The sequence below is a fragment of the Desulfococcus sp. genome (assembly GCF_041737845.1).
In the GTDB taxonomy this organism is placed as follows: domain Bacteria; phylum Desulfobacterota; class Desulfobacteria; order Desulfobacterales; family Desulfococcaceae; genus Desulfococcus.
In genome coordinates this window covers 1-22,696 of sequence record NZ_JBGSQX010000092.1, presented here as the reverse complement: position 1 = coordinate 22,696, position 22,696 = coordinate 1, and the positions used below count along the sequence as shown (strand labels likewise).

Sequence of the window (22,696 nt, the reverse complement as noted above, 5' to 3'; positions counted from 1 at the left end):
CGAGACCGGCACGGGGACGGTTGCCGTTTTCGCAGCCCTCACGGGCAGAGGCGCGGCCCGCGCGGGTTTGGGGGATGGGGCTTTCGGCGGCTCCACATCCTGAAGCGCCGGCGGCGGCGCATCCGGGGCCGCCAGTTCGGGTGGTTTCAGGTCAGGGGCTTCGGGTATTTCCGGGGTCAGCTCCGGTTGCGTCAACTCCAGAATGACCGGCATTTCCATTTCGGGCTCGGGTTCGGCTTCCGGCTCGGGCAAGGGTTTGCTCCGGACCGGCACCCGAAGATCGACGGATTCCAGAACAGGCAGGTCGGTGCGGACATCCTGGTCCAGCAGCAGCGGGGCCAGCGCGAAAAGGGCCAGGTTGAGGAGCAAGGCCAGGCCGGTCCCCAGGAGAACCTGCGGCCCCCGGAGGTCGGATAGCGCCCGGTCGGATGTCATGGCGACTGTGCAACGGCCGACACGGCGACGTTTTCCGCACCGGCCAGCCGGCACTGGTCGAGGACCGCCACCAGCCGGCCCGTGCTGCACTCCCGGTCCGCCTCGATCAAGACCCCGCCGCCCGGGTTTTCCATCAGAAACAGCGTCACGACGGACCGGACATTCCGCAGATCCACCGGCTGGCTGTCGACGAAGATATCCCCCGACGGCGTCACGCCGATCATCAGCCCCACGGCGTCCCCGGCCGCGGCCGATGCCGCTTCCGGGCGCCGGATCTCCACGCCGCTCTCCCGGACAAAGCTGGCCGTGACCAGAAAGAAGAGCAAGAGAATGAAGATCATGTCGATAAGCGGCGCCATGTTGATGTCGACCTCGGTGCTCTCCTCCAGGGCGCGCCCGGCCCCCAAACGGCCTCTCGATCTAAGCATGGGCCTGCCTCCGGTTGTTTCCCGGTTCCATTCCCCGTTCTATCCCCCGTTCTAACCATTGATCCACGGCCCGGTGAAAAACCATGAGATTTCCTTTGATGTCCCGCACTTTCTGGGCCAGGACCTGTCCGGCAAAGAGACCGGGAATGGCGATGAGAAGCCCGGTCTGCGTCGTGATGAGGGCCTCCTTGATGCCCGACGCCATGGCCTGGCTGTTGCCGGTTCCTTGAAATCCGATGACATGGAAGGTCTCGATCATGCCGCTGACCGTTCCGAGAAGCCCCAGAAGCGGGGCCACCGCCCCGAGGACCCGGATCGCGGTGAGATACCGGTTCAGGCGGGAGAGCTGCCGCAGGAACGCCGCCTCCCAGATGATCCGGTCCGTCTCCGGATCCTGGCTGCGATGTCCCAGGAAATAGGCCAGCACCGACATCCGCGAGCCCTCCGGGCAATGTGCCTTCGAAGCCGGTTCACGCCGGCCGCAGATCAGCTCGAAGGCATCGGCGAGTTTCAGCGGATGTCTGCGCACCTGCAGAAGCCAGAGGCATTTCAGCGCCACCATCTGCCACATCAGGAGGGAAACGATGATCAGGGGAACCATGACCGGACCGCCGGCCCGGGTATAGGCGGCCACCGCTTCGAGCCCGTTCATCGGCCGTTCCTCTGCCGCCGCAGCAGGGCGGCCATCATGGCCATGGCCTTCTCCTCCATGTCGGCCGCGATGGTCTGGGCCTTGCCCCCCAGGAAGGCGGCCGCCATCATGATGGGAATGGCCACGGCAAGCCCGAATTCTGTCGTGATCAGGGCCTCGCTGATGCCGCCCGCCATGAGCCGGGGGTCGCCGGTGCCGTGGACGGTGATGACCTTGAAGGTATTGATCATGCCGGTCACGGTGCCGAGCAGGCCCAGGAGCGGGGCGACGGCCGCCAGGACCTTGAGGGCCGACAGGAAACGCTCCAGCCGGGGCGTCTCCCTCAAAATGGCCTCGCTCAAACTGCTTTCGATGATGTCCCTGGGCTCGTTCCGCACCCCCAGGCCCGCCTTGATGACGTTGGCGGTCGGCCGGCCGGCCTGGGTATCGGCCGCGGCCAAAGCGCCCTCGAAATCGCCGCCGGCGACAAGACCGGTGACCGCGTTCATCAGGACGTCGGTGTTCTGGCGCACCCTCCCCAGGAAAAAGAGCCGCTCCACCACAAGCACGACCGCCGCCAGGCCCACCATGAGAATGGGCCAGACCAGAAATCCGCCGCTCTGGAGATCCTCCCACAAGGTCGCCCGGGTGGAAAGCTGCCTGAGGGCCGCGCCGCCTGAAACATCCATGTAGACGGCATCGGAGTCGCCGCCTGAATATCGCTTGAGGTTTCTCTCGATCCCCAGGCCGGGCGGCGGGGCGGTCATGAGCCTTCCGGAAACGGGGCTCGGGTGGAGATAGCCGGATTCCCCTTCATGATGAAAGATGGCTGAGAGATGCCCCAGCCGGCAGACCTCCCCCTGGACCGTCTGCCCCCGGCGATCCAGGTACTCGCCGGTTCGGGACATGATCCGGCCGGATGCCGCCATGTCCTCAAAGGCCATGTCCACCACGGCCCGGATGTCGGCAATGCCCGGGGTCTGGTCTTTTTCGAGAAGCGCCTTCAGCGTCTCCAGCCGCCCGGGCTTTTCCGCCGTATAGGGCGAACGCTCAGCCAGCCCCAGAAAATTCTGGACAAACTCATGGACAACGGCCGAAATGGCCTTCATGTCGGCGGTTTGGCTCTGAAGGGTTTGCGCCAGCGCTTCCCGCCGATCCCGCATCTCTCCGAGCGCTTTCTCTTCATCGGCCAGGGCGGCCCGTTCCTTTTCCAGGCGGCTTTTGAGATCCAAGACCGTTGCATTCAATGCAGCCCGCGCCTTCGCAATTTCGGTTTCGGTCCGGGCTTTTTCCTGCCTTGCCTCGGCCAGATCGGAGACGACCTCCCGGCCGACCTTTGAAAAATCACCGGACTGGGCCGAAAGCACGGCCGGCACGAAGAGCAGAAGCATCAGCGCGATGAGGCCCCTCATGGGTCCCCCGCCTCCGCGGTTGCGGCCGGCCGGCCCAGGGGCAATTCCACCAGGGATGCCAGGCGGGCATGGTCCGCCATCTGGAGTGCCTGCTGGATCCGGGATGCGTAGACGTCGACGGGGTCCCACCTTCTTGCCCCGGGGTTCCACCGCCAGGCCCTGCGGCCGCCGTCACCGACGGCGAACAGACCCAGGCGGCCGACGGAGAGCCGGTGGACGCGGACGATGCGTCCGTCGATGTCAAGTTCGGCTTCATCCGACTCGGTAAAATACCCGTACTCGATCTCGACGGCGAGGGCCTCCAGAAACGCCCGTGCCTTGGAAGGCAGTTCGGCGTCGGCGTCGTCCATGACCCGGAGGAGCTGCTGGATCCGGGCATCCCTTTCCTCGGGGTGAAGAGGCAGATCCCCGGTCACGAAGGCTTTCAGGCGAAGGACGCCCTCATCCAGGAACGGCCCCAGTTCATTCCGAATGGCGATGGATGCCCTTTCGGCCCCCGCGAGTTCCACCGCCTTTTTCTCCAGATCGGTGATGTAGATTGCCGCCTTTTCCCGCTGCCACCGGAGGCGCTTCAATTCTTTTTCCAGGGCCTCGGCTTCCTCCGTAAGCTTTTCAGCGTCGGCGGCCCAACGATCCCGGAAATGCTGGGTCTCACGCCGAACATCAACGGCGGTTTCAGCCGTTTCAAGCACGGCCCCGGCGGGCGGCCTCCCCGCCGGCCCCGCGGCCGGTGTCCAGGCGGCGCTTCCCAGCACCATAACGCAGCACGCCGCAAATCCCATGCTGCAACGGGCGGTCCTGATCCGGTTCATTCCTATCCTTTCCGTCACCTGCATGCCACAAATCCCTTCACCGATCTCAGCTTGACCGGGGCTTTGCCATCTTCACGGAGGCGCACAAAAAAAAAGCCAAGGAAGCATCTGACCCGCTGGTATCGGGTCCTGCCTTCTTGGCGTATTTGGGCTTGTAAAACGGTTCTATTTTTTCTGAAATCGCGATTTCATATCGCGTTGACTCTGTTGATTAGAAAAAATCACGGTCCTTGTCAAGAGCGGATTCCGGGGTCGGTGAATTTCTCATGCGGGCACCGCCCGCAAGACCTCAGACGCTGCCTCCATATTTTCTTCTTGACTTTCAGGATTCATTTTACCTATGCTGACGGATATTGATCAGGCGCTCACTTTGAGCTGAAAAGGGAACCCCGTGGAATTCGGGGACGGGCCCGCCGCTGTGTTCGGGGACGAAAGCCGCAGGATGCCACTGGCCGAAAGGCCGGGAAGGTGCGGCCGGTAGGATGATCCGGGAGTCAGAAGACCTGCCTGGTCAGAAGGGGCGTAAGCTGCGTGGACTGTGGCGCGGCCCCTGAGCGATGCGTGCATCGGCTGCTTTCTGTGGATAAAAAAGGGATATCCCGGATCGATTGTTTTCGGTCCGGGATTTTTTTTGCCTGTGCGATGGCGGTCTTCGCAGCGCTGACGTCATCGCATGATCGCTTTCTTTTTCCTATGATTTCAATTGGCTCGTTAACTGCCAACACCACCACGTCAACAAAAGGAGAAAATAATGACCCGAAAAACGATTGCCGCACTCATAACCTTTTTCCTGGTATCCCTGCTTTCCACGGCCGCCATGGCGACCGGACATCCGCAGGCATCCGGCCACTCGAAGGCCGATGAAAAGGGGCCGGCGATTCTTCTCGTGACCTTCGGGACCAGCATCCCCAGCGCCCAGGCGGCCTTCGCCAACATCGACGCCCAGGTCAAAAAGGCGTTTCCGGGCATGGAGGTCCGGTGGGCCTACACCTCCCATATCATCCGAAAGAAGCTGGCCAGGGAGGGCAAGCTTCTGGATTCGCCCGAAGTCGCCCTGGCGAAGCTGATGGACGACGGGTATTCCAGGGTGGCGGTCCAGTCCCTCCACATGATCCCTGGACTGGAATTCCATGAGATCCACACCAACGCCAAGAGGTTCGAAAAGATGGTCGGCGGCTTCGACAAGGTTTTCGTCGCCTATCCCCTCCTCTCCTCCAACGACGCCATGGACACGGTGGTGAAAATCCTTCCGGCCGCCATGATCCCCAAGGAGCGAACCCCGGGCGACGCGGTGGTCCTGATGGGCCACGGCACCCATCATACCAGTGACGCCATCTACTCGGCCATGATGTACAAATTTCAGAACGCCGACCCCAACATCTATGTGGGCACGGTGGAAGGCCATCCGACCTTTGATGAGGTCAAGGCGTTGCTCGTGAAGAAAGGCATCAAGAAGGCCTACCTGCTGCCCTTCATGTCCGTGGCGGGCGATCACGCCAGAAACGACCTGGCCGGCGACGACCCCGATTCCTGGAAGAGCATGCTGACTCTGGCCGGCATTGAATGCGTACCGGTCCTGAAAGGCGTGGCGGAATATAACGCCCTGGTCGATCTGTGGATCCAAAACCTCAAGACGGCCATGAAACACCTGGAGTAACCGGACGAAGGTCTGTCCCGGCGGGGCCGGAATTCCGGCCCTCCGGCGATAACCACAGGGGAACAGCCGATGGGAGCCTCACACCTCACAGAGAAAAAGGAGAAATCCATGCATATTTACTGGCGCATTCAGCAGGACCTGAACTGCCTGGGAGAAAAGATCATCTTTCACGACCCCGGTTTTATCCGGAGATTCCGGCAGTGGACGCGGAAAAACGCCGCCGGCCTCGCGGTTGCCGAGGGGTTTTCCCTTGAGGACATGCTCCGGACGAGCCTGAACTGAGCCGCATCCAGGCCGGCTATTTCAAAAACGGCGCGACCTGGCCGATGGGGCCGAAATCGAGCGCCATCTCCCGGTAGACCGGGCGCCCCAGGAAAAACGTATAGATCTCGTCGGCCTTGGCCTCGGGGTCGATATCCCGGAAGCGTTCCGGATAGAGAATCTTGCCGATGGCGTAGGCGTCGGCAAGGGCCGTGTCGATGTTGGTGGTGTAGGAGTTGAACGGCAGCAAAATATAGACCCGCCGGGTTTGAAAGGCATTCAGGGATGCGTAGAATTGGGGTTTTCTCCGAAAATCCTCGGCCACCAGGGCAAGCCCCCCGCCGTCGATGAAGATGACGTCCGGGTTGAGGCGGAGCAGGGTCTCCTTATCGACGAAGACATGGCTGCCGATGCGCGACGGCACCTGCTCCGCCAGGTTTCGGGCGCCCGTCCACGCCAGGGGGACGTAGCTGACCTCCGTGCTTTCAATGCCGTGGGCCCCGCGATATCCGATGCCGCCGACGTATACCCCCGGTTTCCGGTCTTCGGGGATGCCTTCGGTCCGCTTCCGGAGATCGATTCTCATGGCCTCGATGGCGCCGATGACCGTATCGGCCCGCTTCCCTCGGTTTACAATTTTTCCCGCGATTTCCAGGGAATCGTAGACCGCCTCGTCAAAGGTGGCGAAGGCCCCGTAGCTCAGTACCACCACGGGGATGCCCAGGGTTTTCTGGACCTCGTCGGCCAGGGCGGCGTCCATGTAGGTGGTGAAGATCACCTGGGGGGCCAGCGCCACCAGGGCTTCCATGTCCGGCTTCTTGTTGATGCCCGCAGGCCCGCCCGGGCCGCATCGGGGCAGCCTCGCCAGCTCCGGGTGGGCAATCCAGTAGGGGCGTCCGCCCGGGTTCGCTTTTTCCATGTCCTCCACCCCCGCCACCTTGTCGTGGGCCTCGAGGTAGACCATCAGCCGCAGGGTCCCGGGGCCGATGGCGATGATCCGTTCGGGGTCGCGGGGCGCCGTCACCGTCCGGCCGGCCATGTCCGTCACCGTCACGGGTTCGGCAGCGACAGGCGCTGACGTCAGGATCAGGGAAATCAACAGCCCGGCAATCCATCGAAGATATTTCATACCGCCTCCTTACCGATTACATCGGAATGACTACCGTTTTACCGTTCACCTGCCGGAGGGTGACCTCAACGCCGTAAACCTCCCGGATGATGTCGGCGGTCAGGCCCTCTTTTTCCACCAGGGCATACACCCGATGGTCCTTCAAAAACAGGAAGGTGTCGGCAAAACGGACGGCCAGATTGAGATCATGGATGGACACCACTGCGGAAAGCCCCTGGTTCCGGGCGATGCCGCGAATGAGGTCCATCACCTCCAGTTGATTCTTGAGATCCAGGTTGCTGGTGGGTTCGTCCAGGAGGAGCGCCCTGGGGGTCTGGGCCAGGGCCCGGGCGATCATCACCTTCTGCACCTCGCCGCCGCTCAGATCGGAGACCGGCCGGGATGACAGCCGCGTGAGCCCCATCTGCGCCAGGATCGTCTCGACCCTGCGGCAGTCGTCCGCGGAGACGGTCCAGCCCATGTGCGGCTTTCGACCGAGCAGGACCGCCTCATACACCGTGAGGGGGTCCGTGCCGTGCCGCTGGGGGACATACCCCACCCGCCGGGCCGCCTCCCTTCGGGTCATGGCCAGGAGATCCTCTCCTTCCAGAAGAACGCCCCCGGACTGGGGGCGGAGAATGCGGTTGAGGCATTTGAGCAGGGTCGACTTGCCCGCGCCGTTCCGGCCCAGGATCCCCAGGACCCGGCCGGGGGCAACGGAGAAGCCGATCCCGGCGAGCACCGGGTGGCTGTTGTAGGCAAACCGGATGCCCGAGACGTCAAGGATCATTTTATCCGCGATCATTTTATCCGCGATCATCGGCCCCCACTATCTGTAGCCCCGGACGAGCAGGTAGAGAAACATGGGGGCACCCAGAAAGGATGTCACGACGCCCACGGGCATGGCGCCCGAACCCACGATGACCCGGCCAAGGGTATCGGCCGAGAGGAGGAGCAGGGCGCCCAGGGCGCCCGAGAAGGGAATCAGGAGGGAATGATCGGCCCCCACGAGTCGTCGGGCCATGTGGGGCGCGATCAGGCCGACAAAGGCGATCACCCCGCAGAAGGCCGTCGCCAGCGCCGCCACCAGGGAGGCGGCCACCATCCCATGAATCCGGATCCGTTCGACGTTCACCCCCAGCCCGCGCGCGGTCTCCTCCCCGGATGCCAGGGCGTTCAGGTCCCAGCGCCGGCCCATGAAAAACAGGGTGACCCCGAGGACGGCGACGGTCAGGAGCCCGATGTCCCGCCAGTTGGACCGGGCCACGTCCCCGAAGGTCCAGAACACCACCACGGCCAGCTCGGTTTCGGTGGCAAGGTACTGGATCAGGATCGTGGCCGATGCGAAGAGCGACGACAGAGCCACGCCGGCCAGGATGACCGCTTCGGGGGTGAGGCGCTTGAGCCGCGCCAGAAGCAGAATGATGCCCGTGGCCGCCATGGCGCCGGCAAAGGCCATGGCCGTGACCGAGGCCATTCTCCCGCCGAAGACCACGATGGCCGATGCCGCGCCGAAGGCCGCGCCCTGGCTGATGCCCAGGGTGGACGGCGACCCCAGGGGGTTTTTCAGGAGCGACTGGATGCCCAGGCCCGATAGGGACAGCCCCCAGCCTACCACCACCGCCGTGATGATCCGGGGCAGCCGGATATTCCAGATCACCACGGATTCCGCAGGCGAAAGGCCGCCGGTGAGCGCCCGGAGCACCTTCCGCACCGTCAGGTCGTAGGCTCCCTGGGTGACGGCATACAGGCCCAGGACCACGATCCCGCCCCCCAGGACCCACAGGAGCAGCCGCTTCCGCCGGTTCGCCCGGCGGTAGGTCCGGGTGGCGACGCCCGTTCCATCCTCTCCATCGGATACACAACCCATTCCCTTCACACGCATCCCCCAAAATAAAAAAGCCACGACGGCGGCCTCCGTTTTTCGGAGGCAAAGCCTTCGTGGCTGTGTTGGACAATCCTGGATACTCAGTGTCCCACGGCTTCTGCCGCAGGTTCGTTGTTGATGCCTTAATTAACCGGAACCCATGGAGAAGTCAAGCCGTCTTTGCCGATTCTATCCGCTACAGACACCCGCGGCAGATTTTCTCTCCGCCGACGGTTTCCATTTTGGAGGGCATGGTCGGTTCACCGCACCGCGCGCATGGCGCGGAGGGCTCGATCCGGGCTTTTGCAGGCATCGGGATTTCGGCCGAGGTCAGGTTGAAGAGGGTTGTAGTCGGGGCTTCCAGAAGTTCGCAGCTTCGCCGCAGGTGAAGTTCCTGGAAACGCGCCCGCTCGCCTTCGCTCGCTTCTCCGGCCATGATCCTCTGGATCAGACCGGTGTGCTCCGGGTCCGGTGAAAAGGCGCCGGGGCGCATGGCCACCCGAACCCCCCGGCCGGTTTTGCGGCTGAGAAGGGTCAGGACCATCTTGCCGTGGTCCTTGTAGATAAAATTCCCCTTGCCGAAGGTGCAGCCGGTCAGGACCTGGACCGCATCGGCCGAGCAGGCATCCGTCTCCACGACGGCCACGATCTCCTCGTCCTCGGCCCGGTTCTCCGCAAGCCATTCCATGCCGGCCTTGGCCGCCCGGTAGCCGATGGAGATGCCGGGGCAGACATGGCCGTGGAAGGCCGCACACTGTTTGAATTCCTCGCTGTTCATGACCTCCTGCGCATTCATGATCTATCTCCTGTTTCGGGGTTGATGGTCAAAATACCGCCTCGGCGGTGATGAAACGTTGAATCAATTCTTCCACATCCTTTCTTTTACGTCAAACCCAACACGGCCCCAATTGACGCTTCGGGCCGATGCTGTCATAAAAACCTTGACCGATCCGGCGAATTTGGGTACTAACTCTCCTCAACTCGGCCGGCAGAAGCCCGCCGATGCACATCGCTTTACCAACCCATACCTAAGAAGCCACGAAGGCTGTCACTTCAAGAGTGAACCGCCTTCGTGGCTTTTGTTGTTTGAAAGCAGCACCTCCAAGAAGGATGGGCGTTATTGAACCGGGCATTGCGGACCTGGAAGATTTTCAGAAAGACTTGAACGTTTACTGAAACGCAGACGGAGGTGTTGAATGAAGAGGGAAAGAAGGATTTGTGTGTCGATTGCGCTGATGTTCCTGCTTGCGGGTGCCTCGGCCCTGGCGGAGGAGACGGTAACGCTCGATGCGATGGTGGTGAAGGGAAAAAAGCTCGTCACCCCCACCAAACAGACCCATGAGACGGTCTATACCGGCAGCGAGGTGACCCGGGAGGGGATCGCGGCCCAGGGAACCAAGGGTACCGTGAGCGTCTACGAGGCGATCAACGTGTTGCCGGGCATCAGCGTGGAAAGCGTCGACCCGTACGGACTGGGAGCCGAGCAGAAAAGTATCCGGGTCCGGGGGGTGCGGGGGTATGTCGGGTCCATGACCGTGGCCGGTGTCCCCAACTACGGCGGCAATCCCATCGGGCCGCGGGATTATCTCTACGATACGGAGAATTTTGAAGGCATCGCCGTCTACAAGGGGGCGGTGCCGGCGGATCTGGGCACCGGCGTCGGGGCCCGCGGCGGCGCCATCGAGCTGCGCCCGGATTGGCCCGGGGCCGATCCCGGTGCGTTTGTCAGCCAGGGCATCGGCGGCGACAGCTACAGCCGGTCCTTTTTCCGGCTCGATTCCGGGGCGATCCCGACCGTGAATACCCGCATGTCGGCCTCCGGCTCTTACACCGATGCCGAGAAATGGAAGGGCCCGGGGGATCTCGGCCCGCGGAAAAACTTCAATTTCATGTTGAGCCAACCCATCATGGCGCAGGACGAAATCCAGATCTGGTTCAACTATAACGACCTCAACCAGAACCTTTACAGGCCCCTCACCTATCCCGAGACGCGGGACCTGGAGGCCAACTATGAAAAAGACTACAACGCCGGCCTCACCGGGGTCGCGGCCGAGGATATCAATTACTATGAATACAACAGCGGCGACTATATCAACCGGGACTTCCTGTCCGTCATCCCGCTGACGTTTTCCGATCTGTTCAAGCTGACCGTCAAGCCCTATTATTCCAAGGAGGATACCGAGATTCTGCAGGGAAGCACCGCCATGGGCGGGGTCGTTCAGAAGCGCATGCGGGACATCGAGCGGTACGGCTTCATTTCCCAGATCGACTCCCGGTTTTCCTGGGCCACGGCCAGCCTCGGCTACTGGTTTGAATCCTCGGACATGGTCATCACCCAGGAGAACTACAATGCGGCGACGCTGGCCTTCAGGGGATACGGCATGGTCATGGAAAGCGAGGATGACGGCATCGGTCACAGCCCCTATCTCAAGCTGGCCGGGAGCATCGGCAGCTTCGACTGGCAGGCCGGCCTGAAATACTTCTACTACCGGGATCCGGCAAGCCAGGGCTATACCGCCGCCGCCCCGAACTACGAACTGGTCAAGGCCCCGGACCTCTATCGGGAGGAGAAAACCTACGATGAGCTCGAGCCCACCTTGGGCGTCACCTATCTTCTCTCTGAAAACCTGGAGTTCCACTCCAGCTACGGACGCAATCACATCCGCCCCTATTCGTATGTGCCCCTGGTCACCACCTACAACACCAACCGGGCCGCCTTCCAGGCGGCGGGGGTGACCCTGGACGACATGTTCAGCGGGTATGACATGGAGATCACCGCCACCGTCGAACTGGGCGCCCGTTTCCGTACCGAACGAATGGAGTTCCTGCCCACCCTTTTTTATGCCAGGCACGAGAATCTCCTGACCACGATCTATGATCCCCGGATCGGGCCCAAGGGGATCAACTACCAGCAGAATGTCGGGGAAGCCACCGGCTGGGGGCTCGATCTGGAGACAAATTTCTTTTTCGGAGACCACGTCACCTTCTTTTTCAACCCCTCCTACACCTCCCTCACCTACGACGATGACCTGACCTTCGCCGGCGCAACCCTGGACACCGAGGGCAACCAGGTGGTGGATATTCCCGAGTGGATGGTGAAAAGCGGCCTGATCTTTACCTGGGGCGATTTCAAGGTGATCCCCATGGTTCGCTACCTGGACGACCGATACGGCGACGCCGAAAACAAGGAGGAGATCGACGATTACTGGGTGGCGGACCTCAAGCTCGGCTACACCTGGAAAAACCTCTTCACGACCGACGCCCTGAACCTCTCCCTCGAATTCATCAACCTTTTCGACGAAGAGTACGTCTCCCTCATCAATGCCAGCGACGACAGCCGGGCCGGCAGCGCCAGTTATTACGTGGGGGCGCCCTTCACGGCGATGCTGACCGTCTCATTTGAAATGTAACCGTCTCGATACGCCGATGGCCGGTGGGCCATCGGCCCGGAAGGAAACCATGGAAACTGAAACGACGAATGAACTCATCCTGCAGCTCACCCCCGTCGGGGTGGTGCGAAGCCCCATCACAACCCCCATGCTCACGGCGGGTGAATCGGGCCTGACCCTGAACGAGCGCATGGACCGGATCAAGGAATACCATCGCCGCGTGAAAGAGACGGTCTGCCGGCTGGAGATCTTTCCCCGATGGGTGGAACTCCTGGACGGGATCGAGGGGTTTTCGCACATCCTCGTCCTCTACTGGCCCCACCTGATCGACCCGGCCCGGCGCAGCCTGAAAAAAGTCCACCCCATGGGACGCAGCGACCTGCCGCTGCAGGGCATTTTTGCGACCTGCAGCCCGGCCCGGCCCAACCCCGTGCTGGTGTCGGCGGTGCCCCTGGTGGGCAGAAAGGGCACACTCCTCGAGGTGGGCGGCCTGGAGGCGGTGGACGGCAGCCCCATCATCGATATCAAGCCCTATTCCAAAGCCTACCTCCAGGTGGAGAATCTCCGCGTGCCGGCCTGGATGGCGCAGCTCCACCGGGAGCTTGAAGACGAGTGAATCCCGGTTTGGGGGGGGTTCCGCAACAGGAGGGCGGCATCGAGGCGTTCTTCCGGAGGGAGGCAGAATTATGAAATACAACTCGGAATTCCACCATCGTCGGTCTATTCGTTTGAAGGGATACGATTGTTCACAGGTCGGAGCCTATTTCGTGACCATCTGCACTCAAAACCGCGAATGCCTGTTTGGGGAAAGGGGCGGGTTTGAAACCCGCCCCTACAATTTGACATCTCGCCGACTTAAACTTAACTTTTCTGCATAACCGGGTCCACGGAGGGCCCTTTTCGTCCTAACGGATTAGGAACAGGTAAAGGAGGATTTACCATGGAAGGAAAACACGAGCACAAACATCTTCACGGGCATGACCATTCCCACACCCACAGCCATGAGCATTCGCACGACGGGAAGCCCCACAGTCACGAGCATACCCATAAACATGCCCACGAGCATGTTCATGAACATCTCCACGAGCATGGTCACAGCGGTACCCCCAATGTGCATGATCATGACCACACCGGCGAGCACGGCGCTCACGACCATGACCATCCCGGCCATGACGCGGAAAAGCATGATCATGCCCACTGATCCGGCCTCGGGGGATGCATCTCGCCCCATTGACATGACGGTAACGATCCATCGAATGTAACAGCGTGACGGCAGGAGGGTCATACCCTGCCGTCACCTTGATTCCACGGCACCTGCCGGGGTCGTCGTCCCAAGTTAACGATTGACATCCCCTAACATTTCAATTAAAGGCATGGCATAACCCACGGATTGAAATCCGTTTTGTGCTGAACGATCCCTGTTTTTCCACATAGCAGCCAAGAGCCACGAAGGCGACGATCCCGCAAGCGACCACGCTTGAGGAGAGAATCCTTCGTGGCTTTTTGTTTGACGGCTACAACCCGTTCCAGATTGGAAACCACCTTTACCGAAGGAGTGTCAGATGCGCTCAAGCAAACCGATGGTCTTCGTCCTTGCATCAGCCCTGTTCATCCTCTTTGCCGTTCCGGCCCCTGCCCATTTCGGCACCATCGTCCCGTCCGACGACATCGTCACCCAGGACGACGTCAAGACCCTGACCATCGCGGTCAAGTTCATCCACCCCCTGGAGCAGCACTACATGGAGATGGTCCAGCCCAAGCAGTTCGGCGTGATGCACGGCGACAAAAAAACCGATCTTCTCGGCACCCTGAAGGAAGCCAAGGGCGGCAGCCCCGACCAGACCTCCAAGTTTACCTTCTGGACCGCGGATTACCCCATCAAACGGCCGGGGGACTATACCTTCTTTGTCGAGCCCACCCCCTACTGGGAGCCGGCCGAGGATCTCTACATCGTCCATTACACCAAGGTGTGCGTCAACGCACTGGGTCTCGAGGAGGGATGGGACGCCCCCGTCGGGATGGAAACCGAGATCATCCCCATGACCCGCCCCTACGGCCTGTGGACAGGCAACCTCTTTACCGGCCGGGTGCTCCTCAAGGGCAAGCCGGTCCCCCATGCCGAGGTGGAGATAGAGTACCTGAATGCATCGCCCGGAAACATCAGCGTGGTGATCCCGCCGGCGGATCCTTACGTGACCCAGGTGGTCAAGGCCGATGTCGACGGGGTCTTCAGCTACGCCATGCCCAAGGCCGGCTGGTGGGGGTTTTCCGCCCTGAACGAGGCGGACTGGACCATCGATCACGAGGGACAGAAGAAAAATGTCGAGATCGGCGCAGTTTACTGGGTGCATACCCGGGACATGAAATGAGAAGGATGGCGCAATGAAGATCCTGAGAATCGCAACGGCAGTGCTTCTGGTGACGGTGTTCTCCGCCGGGACCGTCCTGGCCCACAAGGTGAACCTCTTCGCCTATGTCGAGGCCGGGAAGATCCACACCGAGAGCTATTTTCCGGACGGCCGTCCGGTGGAAGGCGGCACGGTGCGGGTCTATGACAGCGGAGACGCCCTGCTGCTGGAAGGAACGACGGACAAGGCGGGGCTTTTCAGCTTCGCCATCCCCAAGGTCGATGACCTGAACATCGTCATTGACGCCACCATGGGGCACAAGAACAGCTTCAAGCTGAAAAAAGCCGAGGTGGAGGCCGGGAAATGATTCGTTGCAGGCAAACGCCGCTTTGGGGTAAGAAGATCCTCGCGTCCGCAATCATCTGCGCCGGCCTGATGCTCGTTCCGGCATCGTCCCCGGCGGAGACGCCCGCGGATCCGGGCAGCCCGGCCCTGGCCGCGCTGCTGGCCGAGCAGAACAGCACCCTGTCCCGCGAGTTGCGGCGCATCCAGCGGGAAATCGCCGCCCTGAGGGCCGATCTCGACAAGCCGGGTCTCCAGGAGATCTTTGCCGGAATCGGCTACATCTTCGGCCTCTTCGGGACCGCCGCCTTTGTGGCGAGCCGGCGCAGGGACCCGAAACCCAAGGAGTAAAGATGCACATTTCCGATGGCGTCCTCCCCATTTCCGTGACCATCGGCGGCTATGCGGCGAGCGCGGCCCTGGCCGCCTGGAGCGCCCGCCGCACCCGAAACGAAGAGCTGCCCAAGGTGGCAGTGGTAACGGCGGCCTTCTTTGTCGCGTCGTTGATTCACGTTCCCTTCGGCCCGACCAGCGTCCACCTGCTCATCCCGGGCCTCGCGGGAGCCCTTCTCGGGCCGTCGGCCTTTCTGGCCATCGGCTTGGGCCTGCTCCTCCAGAGCATCCTCTTTCAGTTCGGCGGACTCACCGCCCTGGGCGCCAACGCCCTGATGATGGGGGTGCCCGCGCTGCTCTGCGGCCTCTTTTTCCAGCGGCTCAAAGGCACCACGCGGCGGCGGCAGTCGATCATCGGCGGCATCGCGGGCGCCCTGGGGACCGCCTTTGCCGCCCTCATTCTGGCGTTGCTTCTGGCCACCGGCGGCGAGGACTTTTTCGGCGTGGCCAAACTCGCCCTGGCGGCCCATCTCCCGGTCATCGTCATCGAGGGGGTGGTGAGCGCCTTCACCATCGGCTTTCTGGCCCGGGTCAAGCCCGAGCTGCTGGATCCCGCCTTCGTGCACCCCGCAAAAATCGTCCATGGCTGACGTGATCCATATCGTTCTGCCCGCCTGGCAGTTCGCCGCACTCCTGCTGGCCCCCCTAGCCGTCCTGGCGGCGGCGGCGGCCGGGCTGCGCCGACTGGTGCGCCGCCGCAGCATGCAAAACGGGGACAAGGACTGGTCGGTGCCGCCGCTTGCGGACGCCGCGGGGGCGACGATCTTCCATCGCTGGGATATCCGCTGCAAGCTCGCGACCCTCATCGTCTACAGTTTTCTGGTGGCGTCCATCGGCCATGTGATACCGGCCATTGCCGCCGTGGCCGTCTCGGTCCTGGCCCTGGTGCTGGCCCGCTCCTCCCCCGCACGCGCCCTGATGCGGCTTCTGGCCATCACCGGCTTTCTCGCCATGTTCCTGGTGGTCATGCCCCTGTCCGCCCCGGCCCACCCGGGCGATACGGTCCTGGTCATCGACGGCGTGGACTGGATGGGCTTCAACCTGCGCGGGCTCTACAAAGCCCTGGCCATCACCGCCAAGGCCGCGGCCATTGCGCTCCTGATGGAGCCGCTCCTGACCACGGCACCCCTTCCGGTCACCCTCCACGGGCTCACGAAGCTGGGGGCGCCGGACATGGCGGGCCAGATGGTCCTCCTGAGCCACCGGTATCTGCACGTCTTCCGGCACGAAGCCGAGCGCATGGCGTCCGGCATGCGGGTGCGGGGCTTCCGGAAGCGCACCGACATCGAGACCCTGCGGGCCGTGGCCAATTTTCTCGGCATGCTCTTCGTGCGGAGCTTCGAGCGGACCGAGCGGGTCTTCGATGCCATGCGGGCACGGGGGTACCGGGGGCGGTTCCCGGCGCCGGTCGACCTTAAAATGCGGCCGGCAGACCTGGTGCTGGTTGCAGCCTGGCTGGCCGCCGGCGCGGCCCTGGTCGGCTATGACCGGATCTGCGGGTAAGGGGTCGCCATGATGCATGACCCGACCCCGCCGGTGCTGCGGGCGGACCCCGACCAGGCCCTCTTCCGCGTCCGGGGGCTTTCCTACCGTTACGCCGACGGCACCCCCGCCCTTTCGGGCATTGACCTCGACATCGCCCGGGGCGACCGGATCGCCCTGGTCGGGCACAACGGCTCCGGCAAAACGACCCTGGTCAAACAGCTCTGCGGCCTGCTGGCGCCGTCCGCCGGGCAGGTTGCCTACCGGGGGCGGCCCCTCTCCGGGGATCATCTCGACCAGGCCCGGCTGGAGATCGGCCTCCTCTTCCAGGACCCCGACGACCAGCTCTTCGGCCACACCCTCATCGACGACGCGGCCTTCGGGCCCTGGAACCAGGGCCTCGCGCGGGTATCGGCGGAAGAGGCCGCCCGCGTCGCCCTCGAACAGGTCGGGCTGGCGGAGATGGCCTACAAGGCCCCCCACAACCTCAGCTTCGGGCAGAAAAAGCGCGCCGCCTTGGCCGGCATCCTGGCCATGCAGCCGGAGGTGCTGATCCTGGACGAGCCCACCGCCAACCTCGACCCCCGCCAGGAGGAGATCTTCCTCAACCTGCTGCGGCATTTTCCGGGCACCCTCATCTGCATCAGCCACGACCTGATCTTTCTCTACGAACTCTGCGCCCGGGCCGTGGTGCTCGACCGCGGCCGCATCCACCACGACATCCCCCTGCGGGAGCTGGTCTCCCACCGGGCCTCCCTGCGCGAGCACGGCCTCGACTTCTCTTTCCGTCTGGTCGAAGCGGATCCGCTCCATTCAGGGCCTTCTGCCGCGGGACCGATCCGCAGACCGGTTCCGACGCTCTCCGGGAATGCCGCCCCGGCCCTGGTCTCCCTCCGGAGTTTTCACTACCGCTATCCGGACGGCACCCGCGCCCTTTCAGGCGTCGATCTCGACATCGCCTGCGGCGAACGCCTGGCCATCGTCGGCGAGAACGGGGCCGGAAAGACCACCCTCCTCTCCTGCCTTCTCGGCCTGCGCCAGGGCGAGGGAACCTTCCATTTCGCCGGCGAGCCGGTGACCGCGCGGCGCCGCAAATCCCTCTGGCGGCGGGTCGGCATGGTCTTTCAAGACTGCGCCGACCAGCTCTTCTGCCCGAGCGTGGAAGAAGAGATCGCCTTCGGCCTCAAGCGCCTCGGCTGTTCCGTGGCGGAGATCCGGGAGCGGGTGGAGGCCGCCCTGGCGCGGGTGCGCCTTTCGGGATTTGCGGCCCGGGTCCCGCTCCACCTGTCCGGCGGGGAACGCAAGCGCCTCGCCCTGGCCTGCGTGCTGGCCATGTCGCCCGAGCTCCTGATCCTGGACGAACCGACCGCCGGCCTCGACCCCGAGGGGGAGGAACTGCTGCTGGGGATTCTGGCGGGCCTCGACGCGACCCTGCTCCTGGTCAGCCACGACATGTTTTTCGTGGGAGAGCTGACCCGAAGGACCCTGGTCATGCACCAGGGCGGGATCGCCTGCGACCTCCCGACCCGGGAATTCATGCGGGACGATGCCCTGGGCAGCCTCAACGGCCTCGCCTTCACCTACCGGCGGGACTGCGGCAGCGAAATCCGGGAGCTGCAGCATGAACACGAGCACAGCCACCCCCACCTGCACCTCCACGAGCACCCCCACCGGCACGACGGGGTGGTCCACGCCCATCCGCACGAGCACGCCCACGACCACCCCCACCGCTTTGTGCACCGTCATGACCGCGGAAACGAAGCCCATGACCACGAGCCCCACCGCTTCCACGAGCACGGCCATCCGGGGCACGAGGCCGAACCTCACGATCACGGACACGATTGAACCGCAGGCGGCACCCCGGGAACGGGATTGACGGCCGGCGGCCGGGCTGCAAAATCGACCGCCGGTTTTTTCAGGCGCCTATCCTTCCTTGATGATATCCTTGAAAGTCTTCCGCATCTCCCGCTTCAGGATCTTCCCCGTGGGCGTCTTGGGAAGCGCGTCCTGAAAGATGACCTTCTTGGGGACCTTGAACAGTGCAAGATGCTTTCGACAGAGCTGGATGATCTCCTCCTCCGCGATGTTCTCGCCCTTCCGGGGGACGACGACGGCGGTGACCGCCTCGACCCATTTGGCGTGGTCCACGCCGATCACCGCGACCTCCTCCACCCGCCGGTCCTGGTAGATGACCTCCTCCACCTCCCGGGTGGACACGTTCTCGCCGCCGGTCTTGATCATGTCCTTTTTGCGGTCGACCACCGAAATATACCGGTCTTCATCCAGGACGCCGATATCCCCGGAATGGAACCAGCCCCCCCGCATGACCTCCTCGGTCTTTTCCGGCTCCTTGAAGTACATGATCAGGGCATGGGGCCCTTTGCCGCAGATCTCCCCCGGAATGCCCGGGACATCGATGGCAGCACCCAGGTCATCCTCCAGGCGGGTCTCCATGTTGAGACCGGCCATGCCGGCCGATCCCAATTTTGAGAGAGCGTCCTCGGCCTTGAGGATGGTGTGGTAGGGCGCCAGCTCCGTCTGGCCGTAGTAGTTGTATATGCCCGCCCCGGGAAGCCTTTCCAGCATTTCCTTCAACACCTCGATCGGCATGATGGAGGCCCCGTAGTAGCACTTTTTCAGGCAGGAAAGGTCGTGTTTATCGAAGTCGGGATGCCGCATCATGCCGATCCAGACCGTGGGCGGGGCGAAGAACATGGTGGCGCGGTGGTGGGCGATGGTCTTCAGGATGCCGCCGATATCCGGCGTCGTGAGGATGTTGGTCCCGCCCACCCAGAACACGGGATTCATGAAGACGTCCCGCTGGGCGCAGTGATAGATGGGCAGCGCGTTGACGTTGATATCGCCCGATTCGTACTTCCCGTCGATGATGGCGCCCATATACTCGGCCATGAGGGCCTGATTGCTGATGATCACCCCCTTGGGCAGGGATTCCGTGCCGCTGGTGTAGGTCATCTGGCAGGGGTCCTCGATCCGGAGGACTGCCTCGGGCTCGTCCGCGGGATAGGCCTTGTACCAGGCTTCGAAATCCCTGAACCGGTCGTCCGGCGGGGCCTGGCCGGCCATGTCGTCGGACCAGATCCGCGTGTGGACCGTTTTCATGTCGTCCAGGACGTCCGCAACCAGGCCATAGAGGGCGTCCTCGACGATGAAGACCCGGCTTTCGGAGTGGTCGATGCAGTAGGAGATGTCCTTCCCCTTGAGGAGGTAGTTGATGGCCAGATAAACCGCCCCGATCTTGCAGCATCCCAGCCACGTCAGCACATGGTGGATGGTGTTGTGGGCCAGGATGGCCACGCGCTCGTATTTCTCCACCCCCAGGTTCAGGAGGGCATTGGCCACCCGGTTGCTTTCGGCCTCCAGTTCCCTGTAGGTCATGGATTTGTTTCCGAAGATGATCGCGGTCTTATCCGGATAGTGATAGCTGCTTCTCCGGACCATGTCCGCGATCACCCATCGGTTCACGCGGTTGTAACGGTTCATGAGAAAATCAAGGTTTTCCTTGTTGAGGACGCTGTACCTGGATTTGTCTTCCTCCGACAGCATTATGCGCTGATGTGACATGTTCTTCTCTCCTTGTCGTATTGGCCTAAAAAGGCAACAGGTCGATCCCATCATCTCCATGGCAGGCGCCATGGCCCATCCTCTTTTATTTTCCGCCGAAGGCGTCATCGGAGATGTCCACCGCGATGCCGTCGCAGCCCTGGATCACGTCCATCTTTCCAACGCTCACCGGAAGGACCGTACGGATAAAAAACCGCGCGCCGGCGATCTGCCCCTCATAAAACGCCTCGTCCTTTTTCCGTGCGCCCTTCTCCAGGTTTTCCGCCGCCACGGCGGCCCGCCACAGCAGCATCCAGGCCATGACCACATCCCCCGTGACCTCCATGAAGGCATAGGCGTGGGCGTAGGCGGTCATCATCCGATCCGACCTGGCGGCAAGGGCGATATGGCGGGCCGTCTCCTCCAGCCTGGCTGTCGCCCGCTCCGTCTCTCCGGCCAGGCCCGCAAGTGCGTCGAACCGCCTGGCGTTCTCCACGGTCTTCCGGATCTCGGAAAGGAGATCCCCGAAGGCCCGCCCATGGTTCAGCGCCAGCTTTCTTCCCAGGAGGTCCATGGCCTGGATGCTGTTGGTCCCCTCGTAGATGTGAGTGATCTTGCAGTCCCGGAGATACTGCTCCTGGGGGTATTCCCGGGTGTAGCCGTATCCGCCGTAGATCTGGACCCCCTGGCTGCACACCTCGAAGGCCCGGTCCGTGACATACCCCTTGGCGATGGGAATGAGCACGTCGATGATCCCCTGGCGCCGGGCATTCTCGGCCTCGTCGCCGCCGACCCGGATCCTGTCCTCCAGGAGGCCGATGTAAAACAGCAGGCTCCGGCATCCTTCCGTGACGGCCTTCATCCCCAGGAGCATGCGCCGCACGTCCGGATGCTGGATAATGGGAACGCCCGGGGCGTCTTTGCCGGTTGCCTGAATGTGCCGCCCCTGGACCCGCTCCCTCGCGTAGTTGAGGGCGTTCAGGAAGGAGGCGGAGGCGCATCCCAGAGCCTGCATCCCCACATCCAGGCGGGCCTCGTTCATCATGACGAACATGGCCCGCATGCCCTTGTTTTCCTCCCCCAGGAGGGTTCCCAAGCACCGGCCCCTGGCGCCCAGGCTCATGGAGCAGGTGGGGCTGCCGTGGATGCCCATCTTCTCCTCGATGCCGGTGCAGACAAGGTCGTTGGGCTCGCCGAGACTGCCGTCGTCATTGACCCGGATCTTGGGAACGAGGAAGAGCGATATCCCGGCGGTGCCGGCCGGCGCGCCCTCGATCCGTGCCAGGACGGGGTGGATGATGTTTTCCGTGAGGTCCTGCTCCCCGCTGGAGATGAAGATCTTGTTCCCGGTGAGGGTGTAGGTGCCGTCATCGTTCCTCACGGCCGTCGTGGTCAGGGCGCCCACGTCCGACCCGGCCTCCGGCTCCGTCAGGAGCATGGTGCCGCCCCACTCGCCGGCGTACATTTTTTTGAGGAACAGGGCCTTCTGCCGGTCCGTGCCGAATCGCTCCACCAGCTTTCCGGCCCCGTGGGCCAGGAGGATGGTCAGGACAAAGGGAAAATTGGCCCCGTGAAAATAATTCTTCACCGCGAGCGAGACCGTGGCCGGCATGCCCTGGCCGCCCCACCCGGGGTCGTCGCACATGGCGATCCATCCCCCTTCCCTGAAAAGGTCGTAAATCCGGTGAAAGGATTCCGGGACCGTCACCCTGCCGCCGTCAAAGGTGCATCCCTCCTCGTCCCCGCTCTTGAGCGCCGGCATCATCTCCTTGACGGCCAGGCTGCGGGCTTCAGAGACGATCAGGTCCACCGTCTTGCGGGTAAACTCCGCAAACAGCGGATGCCCGCTCAGCTCTTCCACCCTAAGTTGTTCATGGAGCACAAAATCCACATCTCTTCGGTCTGCGACTACTTGGGCCATACCCCCTCCACATAGCATTGATGGTTCCGCAACATTCCGATACCGGCGTTGCGCCTCTTCCGCGTCCCTGCGGCGCATCATAAGTACACCGTATTCCTTGGGATTTGCAAGACATATCTCGGGGTTTTTTCAAATTTACATAGATATCGGAATTTTTATAGATGCATCAACCTTCGAAATGATGAGGCCGGGCGCACGAATGATTCCCTATGACAGGCAAACGGTGCATCGGAAACGGCATGCAGCACGCCGCAAGACAACGGCGGGTTGCGGCAGGCTCCTGTCGATCGGAGAAATGGGCACCCCTCACCCCGGATAGGGGTGAGGGGCCTCGGTGGGGGGGTATGGACGCAGGGGGGCGGGAAGGCTCAGGCAATGATCATGATGACATCGCCCGTGGCCACCTCGGAGCCCTTCTGCACCCGGATTTCCTGAACCACGCCGGAGACGGCGCAGGTCAGGTTGTTCTCCATCTTCATGGCCTCCATGATCGCGACCGTCTGGCCGGCGGTGACGGTATCCCCGACGGCCACATTGATTTTGAGGATCAGTCCGGGGATGGGGGCCGCCACGGTTCCGGTGCCGACGGCGGAAACCGGCCTCGGGGCCGCGACCGCAGCCTTCGGGGCCGCCGACGGGGCTTTGGGGG

The 22,696-nt window shown here is 62.8% G+C and carries 22 protein-coding genes, 1 pseudogene and 1 riboswitch; of the genes and pseudogenes, 10 read left to right on the top strand and 13 right to left on the bottom strand.

Going from position 1 to position 22,696, the window contains the following annotated elements:
• The 5 genes and pseudogenes from ACEW8N_RS10665 to ACEW8N_RS10645 all read right to left on the bottom strand — a co-directional run.
• Positions 1–435 (bottom strand): annotated as a pseudogene (locus ACEW8N_RS10665) (hypothetical protein); the annotation flags it as partial.
• Positions 432–863, bottom strand: a complete 432-nt coding sequence (locus tag ACEW8N_RS10660) for an ExbD/TolR family protein (RefSeq protein WP_373499802.1) — start codon at positions 861–863, stop codon at positions 432–434. The gene ACEW8N_RS10660 and the pseudogene ACEW8N_RS10665, both read right to left, overlap by 4 nt.
• Positions 856–1,515, bottom strand: coding sequence for a MotA/TolQ/ExbB proton channel family protein (locus ACEW8N_RS10655; protein WP_373499801.1), 660 nt, complete (start codon positions 1,513–1,515; stop codon positions 856–858). Before ACEW8N_RS10655 ends, ACEW8N_RS10660 begins: the two co-directional genes overlap by 8 nt.
• Entirely contained in the window at positions 1,512–2,906 is a 1,395-nt protein-coding gene (locus tag ACEW8N_RS10650; protein ID WP_373499800.1) for a MotA/TolQ/ExbB proton channel family protein, read from the bottom strand. The genes ACEW8N_RS10655 and ACEW8N_RS10650 overlap by 4 nt, the downstream gene beginning before the upstream one ends.
• A complete protein-coding gene (locus ACEW8N_RS10645) occupies positions 2,903–3,718 on the bottom strand; it encodes a DUF3450 domain-containing protein (RefSeq protein WP_373499799.1) in 816 nt (271 codons plus the stop codon). Before ACEW8N_RS10645 ends, ACEW8N_RS10650 begins: the two co-directional genes overlap by 4 nt.
• A gap of 342 nt (positions 3,719–4,060) precedes the next feature.
• Positions 4,061–4,244, top strand: a riboswitch (cobalamin riboswitch).
• A 225-nt stretch (positions 4,245–4,469) separates the two neighbouring features.
• Between ACEW8N_RS10645 and ACEW8N_RS10640 the strand changes: the two genes are divergently transcribed.
• Entirely contained in the window at positions 4,470–5,375 is a 906-nt protein-coding gene (locus tag ACEW8N_RS10640) for a sirohydrochlorin cobaltochelatase (protein WP_373499798.1), read from the top strand.
• A gap of 108 nt (positions 5,376–5,483) precedes the next feature.
• A complete protein-coding gene (locus ACEW8N_RS10635; RefSeq protein WP_373499797.1) occupies positions 5,484–5,657 on the top strand; it encodes a hypothetical protein in 174 nt (57 codons plus the stop codon).
• A gap of 16 nt (positions 5,658–5,673) precedes the next feature.
• Here the strand turns inward: ACEW8N_RS10635 and ACEW8N_RS10630 are convergent, their stop codons facing one another.
• The 4 genes from ACEW8N_RS10630 to ACEW8N_RS10615 form a co-directional block, all read right to left on the bottom strand.
• Positions 5,674–6,765, bottom strand: coding sequence for an iron ABC transporter substrate-binding protein (locus ACEW8N_RS10630; RefSeq protein WP_373499796.1), 1,092 nt, complete (start codon positions 6,763–6,765; stop codon positions 5,674–5,676).
• Positions 6,766–6,781: 16 nt separating this feature from the next.
• A complete protein-coding gene (locus tag ACEW8N_RS10625) occupies positions 6,782–7,549 on the bottom strand; it encodes an ABC transporter ATP-binding protein (protein ID WP_373499795.1) in 768 nt (255 codons plus the stop codon).
• Positions 7,550–7,573: 24 nt separating this feature from the next.
• Positions 7,574–8,614, bottom strand: a complete 1,041-nt coding sequence (locus ACEW8N_RS10620) for a FecCD family ABC transporter permease (protein WP_373499794.1) — start codon at positions 8,612–8,614, stop codon at positions 7,574–7,576.
• A 193-nt stretch (positions 8,615–8,807) separates the two neighbouring features.
• Positions 8,808–9,407 (bottom strand): FmdE family protein, encoded by a 600-nt coding sequence (locus ACEW8N_RS10615; protein WP_373499793.1) that lies wholly within the window; start codon positions 9,405–9,407, stop codon positions 8,808–8,810.
• A 400-nt stretch (positions 9,408–9,807) separates the two neighbouring features.
• On the opposite strand from ACEW8N_RS10615, the gene ACEW8N_RS10610 reads away from it, so the two are divergent.
• Both ACEW8N_RS10610 and tsaA read left to right on the top strand, forming a co-directional pair.
• Positions 9,808–12,021 (top strand): TonB-dependent receptor, encoded by a 2,214-nt coding sequence (locus tag ACEW8N_RS10610; RefSeq protein WP_373499792.1) that lies wholly within the window; start codon positions 9,808–9,810, stop codon positions 12,019–12,021.
• Positions 12,022–12,070: 49 nt separating this feature from the next.
• Complete coding sequence (gene tsaA, locus ACEW8N_RS10605) at positions 12,071–12,616, top strand: tRNA (N6-threonylcarbamoyladenosine(37)-N6)-methyltransferase TrmO (protein ID WP_373499791.1); 546 nt, start codon at positions 12,071–12,073, stop codon at positions 12,614–12,616.
• Positions 12,617–12,913: 297 nt separating this feature from the next.
• Here tsaA and ACEW8N_RS10600 read toward each other — a convergent pair whose 3' ends face one another.
• Complete coding sequence (locus ACEW8N_RS10600; RefSeq protein WP_373499790.1) at positions 12,914–13,237, bottom strand: hypothetical protein; 324 nt, start codon at positions 13,235–13,237, stop codon at positions 12,914–12,916.
• 325 nt (positions 13,238–13,562) lie between these two features.
• Here ACEW8N_RS10600 and ACEW8N_RS10595 point away from each other — a divergent pair, with 325 nt between their 5' ends.
• Genes ACEW8N_RS10595 through ACEW8N_RS10570 form a run of 6 tightly spaced genes read left to right on the top strand, consistent with a single transcriptional unit; the run spans position 13,563 to position 18,410 of the window.
• Positions 13,563–14,369 carry a DUF4198 domain-containing protein gene (locus tag ACEW8N_RS10595; RefSeq protein WP_373499789.1) on the top strand — a complete coding sequence of 269 codons (807 nt, stop codon included), beginning with the start codon at positions 13,563–13,565 and terminating at the stop codon, positions 14,367–14,369.
• Positions 14,370–14,382: 13 nt separating this feature from the next.
• The gene (locus ACEW8N_RS10590) at positions 14,383–14,715 is read left to right on the top strand and encodes a carboxypeptidase regulatory-like domain-containing protein (RefSeq protein ID WP_373499788.1); all 333 of its coding nucleotides are present in this window, start codon (positions 14,383–14,385) and stop codon (positions 14,713–14,715) included.
• Entirely contained in the window at positions 14,712–15,041 is a 330-nt protein-coding gene (locus ACEW8N_RS10585) for a hypothetical protein (RefSeq protein ID WP_373499787.1), read from the top strand. Before ACEW8N_RS10590 ends, ACEW8N_RS10585 begins: the two co-directional genes overlap by 4 nt.
• Before the next feature lie 2 nt (positions 15,042–15,043).
• Entirely contained in the window at positions 15,044–15,673 is a 630-nt protein-coding gene (gene cbiM, locus ACEW8N_RS10580) for a cobalt transporter CbiM (protein ID WP_373499786.1), read from the top strand.
• On the top strand, positions 15,666–16,586 hold the full coding sequence (locus ACEW8N_RS10575) for an energy-coupling factor transporter transmembrane protein EcfT (RefSeq protein WP_373499785.1): 921 nt from the start codon (positions 15,666–15,668) through the stop codon (positions 16,584–16,586). Before cbiM ends, ACEW8N_RS10575 begins: the two co-directional genes overlap by 8 nt.
• 9 nt (positions 16,587–16,595) lie before the next feature.
• Complete coding sequence (locus tag ACEW8N_RS10570) at positions 16,596–18,410, top strand: energy-coupling factor transporter ATPase (protein ID WP_373499784.1); 1,815 nt, start codon at positions 16,596–16,598, stop codon at positions 18,408–18,410.
• Positions 18,411–18,488: 78 nt separating this feature from the next.
• On the opposite strand, the gene ACEW8N_RS10565 is transcribed toward ACEW8N_RS10570, so the two are convergent.
• From ACEW8N_RS10565 to ACEW8N_RS10555, 3 genes are all read right to left on the bottom strand, one after another.
• Positions 18,489–20,147, bottom strand: coding sequence for an acyl-CoA synthetase (locus tag ACEW8N_RS10565; RefSeq protein WP_373499783.1), 1,659 nt, complete (start codon positions 20,145–20,147; stop codon positions 18,489–18,491).
• Positions 20,148–20,232: 85 nt separating this feature from the next.
• Positions 20,233–22,047 (bottom strand): acyl-CoA dehydrogenase, encoded by a 1,815-nt coding sequence (locus ACEW8N_RS10560; RefSeq protein WP_373499782.1) that lies wholly within the window; start codon positions 22,045–22,047, stop codon positions 20,233–20,235.
• Positions 22,048–22,415: 368 nt separating this feature from the next.
• Positions 22,416–22,696: biotin/lipoyl-containing protein (locus ACEW8N_RS10555; RefSeq protein ID WP_373499781.1), on the bottom strand; the 281-nt coding region annotated here is incomplete at its 5' end.

Coding starts and splice junctions, on each gene's coding strand:
- ACEW8N_RS10660 (WP_373499802.1), bottom strand. CDS start 863: ATGCTTAGATCGAGAGGCCGTTTGGGGGCCGGGCGCGCCCTGGAGGAG.
- ACEW8N_RS10655 (WP_373499801.1), bottom strand. CDS start 1,515: ATGAACGGGCTCGAAGCGGTGGCCGCCTATACCCGGGCCGGCGGTCCG.
- ACEW8N_RS10650 (WP_373499800.1), bottom strand. CDS start 2,906: ATGAGGGGCCTCATCGCGCTGATGCTTCTGCTCTTCGTGCCGGCCGTG.
- ACEW8N_RS10645 (WP_373499799.1), bottom strand. CDS start 3,718: ATGAACCGGATCAGGACCGCCCGTTGCAGCATGGGATTTGCGGCGTGC.
- ACEW8N_RS10640 (WP_373499798.1), top strand. CDS start 4,470: ATGACCCGAAAAACGATTGCCGCACTCATAACCTTTTTCCTGGTATCC.
- ACEW8N_RS10635 (WP_373499797.1), top strand. CDS start 5,484: ATGCATATTTACTGGCGCATTCAGCAGGACCTGAACTGCCTGGGAGAA.
- ACEW8N_RS10630 (WP_373499796.1), bottom strand. CDS start 6,765: ATGAAATATCTTCGATGGATTGCCGGGCTGTTGATTTCCCTGATCCTG.
- ACEW8N_RS10625 (WP_373499795.1), bottom strand. CDS start 7,549: ATGATCGCGGATAAAATGATCCTTGACGTCTCGGGCATCCGGTTTGCC.
- ACEW8N_RS10620 (WP_373499794.1), bottom strand. CDS start 8,614: ATGGGTTGTGTATCCGATGGAGAGGATGGAACGGGCGTCGCCACCCGG.
- ACEW8N_RS10615 (WP_373499793.1), bottom strand. CDS start 9,407: ATGAATGCGCAGGAGGTCATGAACAGCGAGGAATTCAAACAGTGTGCG.
- ACEW8N_RS10610 (WP_373499792.1), top strand. CDS start 9,808: ATGAAGAGGGAAAGAAGGATTTGTGTGTCGATTGCGCTGATGTTCCTG.
- tsaA (WP_373499791.1), top strand. CDS start 12,071: ATGGAAACTGAAACGACGAATGAACTCATCCTGCAGCTCACCCCCGTC.
- ACEW8N_RS10600 (WP_373499790.1), bottom strand. CDS start 13,237: ATGTCAATGGGGCGAGATGCATCCCCCGAGGCCGGATCAGTGGGCATG.
- ACEW8N_RS10595 (WP_373499789.1), top strand. CDS start 13,563: ATGCGCTCAAGCAAACCGATGGTCTTCGTCCTTGCATCAGCCCTGTTC.
- ACEW8N_RS10590 (WP_373499788.1), top strand. CDS start 14,383: ATGAAGATCCTGAGAATCGCAACGGCAGTGCTTCTGGTGACGGTGTTC.
- ACEW8N_RS10585 (WP_373499787.1), top strand. CDS start 14,712: ATGATTCGTTGCAGGCAAACGCCGCTTTGGGGTAAGAAGATCCTCGCG.
- cbiM (WP_373499786.1), top strand. CDS start 15,044: ATGCACATTTCCGATGGCGTCCTCCCCATTTCCGTGACCATCGGCGGC.
- ACEW8N_RS10575 (WP_373499785.1), top strand. CDS start 15,666: ATGGCTGACGTGATCCATATCGTTCTGCCCGCCTGGCAGTTCGCCGCA.
- ACEW8N_RS10570 (WP_373499784.1), top strand. CDS start 16,596: ATGATGCATGACCCGACCCCGCCGGTGCTGCGGGCGGACCCCGACCAG.
- ACEW8N_RS10565 (WP_373499783.1), bottom strand. CDS start 20,147: ATGTCACATCAGCGCATAATGCTGTCGGAGGAAGACAAATCCAGGTAC.
- ACEW8N_RS10560 (WP_373499782.1), bottom strand. CDS start 22,047: ATGGCCCAAGTAGTCGCAGACCGAAGAGATGTGGATTTTGTGCTCCAT.